This window comes from Nocardioides sp. P5_C9_2, assembly GCF_054049555.1.
Map to the genome: position 1 here is coordinate 1 of NZ_JBFUMD010000288.1, position 5,083 is coordinate 5,083.

At 70.9% G+C, this 5,083-nt stretch carries 4 protein-coding genes; 1 reads left to right on the forward strand and 3 read right to left on the reverse strand.

Annotation, left to right across the window (positions count from 1 at the left end; genetic code table 11):
• Positions 1-276: 276 nt before the first annotated feature.
• Entirely contained in the window at positions 277-1,398 is a 1,122-nt protein-coding gene (locus ACXJKL_RS14115) for a ThuA domain-containing protein (protein ID WP_457207677.1), read from the forward strand.
• Between the two features lie 257 nt (positions 1,399-1,655).
• Here the strand turns inward: ACXJKL_RS14115 and ACXJKL_RS14120 are convergent, their stop codons facing one another.
• Genes ACXJKL_RS14120 through ACXJKL_RS14130 form a run of 3 tightly spaced genes read right to left on the reverse strand, consistent with a single transcriptional unit; the run spans position 1,656 to position 5,033 of the window.
• Positions 1,656-2,663: a sugar phosphate isomerase/epimerase family protein gene (locus tag ACXJKL_RS14120; protein WP_457207678.1), complete on the reverse strand. Its 1,008-nt coding sequence runs from the start codon at positions 2,661-2,663 to the stop codon at positions 1,656-1,658.
• A gap of 31 nt (positions 2,664-2,694) precedes the next feature.
• Complete coding sequence (gene xylA / locus ACXJKL_RS14125; protein WP_457207679.1) at positions 2,695-3,867, reverse strand: xylose isomerase; 1,173 nt, start codon at positions 3,865-3,867, stop codon at positions 2,695-2,697.
• Positions 3,864-5,033: a Gfo/Idh/MocA family protein gene (locus tag ACXJKL_RS14130; RefSeq protein ID WP_457207680.1), complete on the reverse strand. Its 1,170-nt coding sequence runs from the start codon at positions 5,031-5,033 to the stop codon at positions 3,864-3,866. Before ACXJKL_RS14130 ends, xylA begins: the two co-directional genes overlap by 4 nt.
• Positions 5,034-5,083 lie beyond the last annotated feature (50 nt).

Consider the following 5,083-nt stretch of genomic DNA (forward strand, 5'->3'; position numbering starts at 1 on the left):
ACGTGGAGGTGCTCGAGCAGCGCCGCGAGGTTGTGCAGCCGGACCCCCGGCGCGCGGGTCCCGACCCGCTCGGGCCTACGTCGGGCCGGGGTCGCCCCCGACTCGTCTCCGGTCACGGTCCTGGGCATGGCGACATCCTCCTCCGCGCTCTCCAGGGGTCGACCGTTGACCCCGGGTGACGTAGGTCACTACGGTGGTCCTGAATTTGTTTTGTTTCACAACAAATTGGATGCACCTCCCACCCACCACACCCACCACCACCACCCAGGAGCAACCATGTCCCGTCCGCTCGCCCTCGCCGTCGGCGTCGGTGCCTCGGCCCTCGCCCTCGCCGTCACCACGTCCACCCCCACCCTCGCCGTCGACACCGACGCCGCTGCTGCCGGTGCGTCGCCGGACTACAAGGTGCTGGTCGTCGGCAAGACGCTCGGCTTCCGCCACTCCCACATCGACGACACGACCAACGCGGTCATCGAGCTCGGCCGGGAGAACGGCTTCACCGTGGACGTCTGGGACCCGCCCACCGGCGCGTCACCCGGCCAGCCGGCACTCACCATGTCCAGCACCCCCTTCACCAGCGCGGAGAGCCTCGGGCAGTACGAGACGATCCTGTTCGCGTCCAACGTCGACGGGACCAACAACCAGGACCCCGCCCGTCCGCGCACGCTCGACGACAGCGAGCTCGCGGCGCTGCAGGGCTACATGCACGACGGCGGCGGCTTCGTGGGGCTGCACGCGGCGACCGATGCCATGCACGCTGTCCCGTGGTACGGCGCGCTCACCGGCGGCGGGGCCAGGTTCCGCAACCACCCGGCCCAGCAGACCGCCACCATGCGGGTCGAGAGCCCGACGCACCCGTCCACGACGATGCTGCCGAAGGAATGGGTCCGCTTCGACGAGTGGTACAACTTCACCGCCAACCCGCGTGAGGACGTCCACGTCCTGCTGACCCTGGACGAGTCCACCTACTCCGGTGGCTCCATGGGCGCCGACCACCCCATCTCGTGGTGCCACAACTTCCAGGGCGGCCGCTCCTGGTACGAGGGCGCCGGGCACGTCGACTCGTCCTACACCGACCCGCTCTTCCTCGACCACCTGCTCGGCGGGATCGAGTGGACCGCCGGCGTCGTCGAGGGAGGCGGGGACTGCGTGACCTTCCCCGAGGTCAACCGCATCAACGACGACCTCGGCCAGGGCTCGGTGCGCGCGGTCAAGCTGTCCGGTGACGTCGCCGCCTACCTCGCGTCCGCGGAGCAGGCCCACGAGGAGGGCCGCCACCAGGCGGCCGTCCACGTGCTCACCCAGGCGAAGGGCAAGTCCCACGGTCTCCAGGACTCCACCCTGACCGCCAAGATCGCCGACCTGATCGAGTGGCAGCAGGGCCTGATCGGCTTCTGAGGCACGACACCTGAACGGCCCCGTTCCCGACGTGCCGGTCGGGGGCGGGGCTGTTCGTCGTACGCCGGCGTGTCTCGTAGGCCGCGAGCGGTGTGCGGTGAGGCAGCCACAGTCGCACGGTCGTGGAATGTGGCCTGCCCACCGCTCGCCGGCGCAGCACGAGCCGCCGCGCGGCAACAGACAAGCCTGGCCCGCCCGGAGAGCCTCCGAGCGGGCCAGGGGTCGTGCTGTTCCTCGGCTGCCGGACGAGTACCCGATCAGGCCTGCGTGCTGAAGGCCGCGTCGAACGCCGCGTCGGGGGCGTCGAAGGCCAGGCGGCGCACGAGCTCCAGCGCCTCGGGGGCACCGACGAGGCGGTCCATGCCCGCGTCCTCCCACTCGATGGAGATGGGACCGTCGTAGCCGATGGTGTTGAGCATCCGGAAGCACTGCTCCCACGGCACGTCCCCGTGACCGGTCGACACGAAGTCCCAGCCGCGACGCGGGTCCGCCCACGGCAGGTGCGAGCCGAGTCGTCCGTTGCGGCCATTTCCGGTCTGCCGGCGGGCGTCCTTGCAGTCGACGTGGTAGATCCGGTCACGGAAGTCCCACAGGAAGCCGAGGGGATCCAGGTCCTGCCACACGAAGTGGCTGGGATCCCAGTTCAGGCCGAACGCCTCCCGGTGCCCGATGGCCTCGAGCGCCTGCACGGTCGTCCAGTAGTCGTAGGCGATCTCGGACGGGTGCACCTCGTGGGCGAACCGCACTCCGCACTCGTCGAAGACGTCGAGGATCGGGTTCCACCGGTCCGCGAAGTCCCGGTAGCCGGCGGCCACCATCTCCTCGGTCGCCGGGGGGAACATCGCGACGTACTTCCAGATCGAGGAGCCGGTGAAGCCGACCACGGTCTTGACCCCGAGCCGCTGGGCCGTCCGCGCGGTCAGCTTCATCTCCTCGGCGGCCCGCTGCCGCACGCCCTCCGGGTCGCCGTCACCCCACACGTGGGCGGACAGGATGCCCTGGTGTCGCGCGTCGATGGGGTCGTCGCAGACGGCCTGGCCCTTGAGGTGGTTGGAGATCGCATGGACCTGGAGCCCGTACTTCTCGAGCAGGTCGAGCTTGCCCTGGACGTAGGCGTCGTCCTCGGCGGCCTGCCAGGGATCGAGGTGGTCGCCCCAGCAGGCGATCTCCAGTCCGTCGTAGCCCCACCCGGACGCCAGGCGTGCGACCTCCTCGAGGGGCAGGTCCGCCCATTGTCCGGTGAACAGGGTGATCGGTCGTGGCATCGAATCGTTCCTTTCCTCGAGGGTGGGGGACTCAGCGGGCGCCGAGGAGGTGCTCCATCGCGAGCTGGTCGAGGGCCTCCATGGCCACGCTGCGCTCGCCCAGCGCGGCGACGTCGTACGACGCGGCACGCAGGTCGTCGAGGGACTCGCCCTCGGCCAGGGTCGGCTCGTCGAGGTCCCCGACGCCGGCCGCGGCCAGGGCCGCGGCGACCTCGGGATCCGCACGGAACGCCTGCACCCGCTCACGCAGGATCAGGTAGTTGCGCATGCAGCCCCGGGCGGAGTCCCAGACGCCGTCGTCGGCCTCGGCCCGCGGCGGCTTGAAGTCGAAGTGCACGTAGCCGTCGTAGCCGTGGCCGGTGCCGCTGCCCAGCAGGGTGTCCACGGTCCAGAAGGCGCCCCGCAGGTTGCCGGCGCCGAAGCGGAGGTYCTGGTCGAAGCGCGGCCCGTGCTGGCCGTTGAGGTCGACGTGGAACAGCTTGTCGTGCCACAGCGCCTGGGCGATGCCGTGGGCGAAGTTGAGCCCTGCCATCTCCTCGTGGCCGACCTCCGGGTTGAGCCCGACCATCTCGGGGTGCTCCAGCTCGGAGATCAGCGCGAGGGCGTGCCCGATGGTGGGCAGCAGGATGTCGCCGCGCGGCTCGTTGGGCTTGGGCTCGAGGGCGAAGCGCATCGTGTAGCCCTGCTCGCGCACGTAGTCGCAGACCAGGTCGAGGGAGTCGCGCATCCGGTCCAGGGCCGCACGGATGTTCTTGCTGCCGCCGTGCTCGGCGCCCTCGCGGCCGCCCCACATGACGAACGTCTCGGCCCCCAGGGTGGCGGCCAGGTCGATGTTGCGCAGCACCTTGGCGGTGGCGTAGCGGCGGACCTCACGGTTGTTGGCGGTCAGCCCGCCCTCCTTGAAGACCGGGTGGCTGAACAGGTTGGTGGTGACCATCTCGCAGCGCATGCCGGTGTCGGCGAGCGCCTTGCCGAAGCGGTCGAGCGTCGCGTCGCGGGTCGCCTCGTCCGGGACGAGGTCGTCGTCGTGGAAGGTGACCGCGGCAGCGCCGATGTCGGCGAGGCGGTAGGTGGACTCCACGGGGTCGAGGGGTGCACGGCTGGCGGGGCCGAACACGTCGACGCCCTCCCACCCCACGGTCCACAGCCCGAACGAGAACTTGTCCTCTGGTCGGGGCGCGTAACGGTCGGTCACGTCGGTCATGGTGCTGTCTCCTGCCATTGGCGGATCTCGGAGCTCGCCTCGACCCCGGCCAGCACACGCTGGACCTGCAGACCGTCGGCGAACGTGGGCGAGGCATCGGTCTCGTCGGCGATCGCCTGCACGAGGTCGACCACCTGGTGGGTGAAGCTGTGCTCGTAACCGAGTCCGTGCCCGGCGGGCCACCACGCGGCCACGTACGGGTGCTCCGGCTCGGTGACGAGGATGCGCCGGAACCCGGCGACGTACGACGACTCGGTGGCGTCGTAGTACTCCAGGACGTTCATGTCCTCGAAGTCGAAGGCGATGCTCCCCCGGGAGCCGTTGACCTCGATCCGGATGGCGTTCTTGCGTCCGGTGGCGAAGCGGGTGGCCTCGAAGACCCCCATCGCGCCGCCCGTGAACTGCGCCAGGAACGCCGCCGCGTCGTCGACCGTGACGGGGCCGCGCTCGGTGGAGGCGGTGCCGGACAGGCCGGCGTGCTCGGTGGCCAGCGGGCGTTCATGGACGAACGTCTCGAGCCGGCCGCACACCTCCCGGATCCGTTCCCCGGTGATGAACTGGGCGAGGTCGATGACGTGCGCGGCGATGTCGCCGAGAGCGCCGGACCCGGCCCTGTCCTTCTGCAGGCGCCACGACAGCGGCGCCTCCGCGTCGGCGATCCAGTCCTGGAGGTACTGCGCACGCACGTGGCGGACGTCGCCGATCCGCCCCTCCTGCACGAGCCGTCGGGCCAGCGCGATCGCCGGTACGCGACGGTAGGTGAAGCCGACCATGGCGCGCACCCCGTGCCGCGCCGCCTCCTCGGCTGCGGACGCCATGGCCTCCGCCTCGGCGACGGAGTTGGCCAGCGGCTTCTCGCACAGGACGTGCTTGCCGGCCTCGAGGGCCGCGATGGCGATCTCGGCGTGGGTGTCGCCCGGGGTGCAGATGTCGATCAGGTCGATGGAGTCGTCGGCGACCACGCTGCGCCAGTCCGAGGCGCCGGTGGCCCACCCGAGCCGGCGGGCCGCGTCGGCGGCCCGGGTCTCGTCACGACCGCAGACGACGCTCATGACGGGGTCGAGGGGCAGGTCGAAGACCCGAGGCGCGGTACGCCAGGCCAGCGAGTGGGCGGCCCCCATGAAGGAGTGACCGATCATCGCCACGGACAGGGTGGTGCTGGTCATCGCGAGTGTCTCCGTTCGGCGTGGACGGGCAGGGCGGGGGCGTCGACGTC

Coding starts and splice junctions, on each gene's coding strand:
- ACXJKL_RS14115 (WP_457207677.1), top strand. CDS start 277: ATGTCCCGTCCGCTCGCCCTCGCCGTCGGCGTCGGTGCCTCGGCCCTC.
- ACXJKL_RS14120 (WP_457207678.1), bottom strand. CDS start 2,663: ATGCCACGACCGATCACCCTGTTCACCGGACAATGGGCGGACCTGCCC.
- ACXJKL_RS14130 (WP_457207680.1), bottom strand. CDS start 5,033: ATGACCAGCACCACCCTGTCCGTGGCGATGATCGGTCACTCCTTCATG.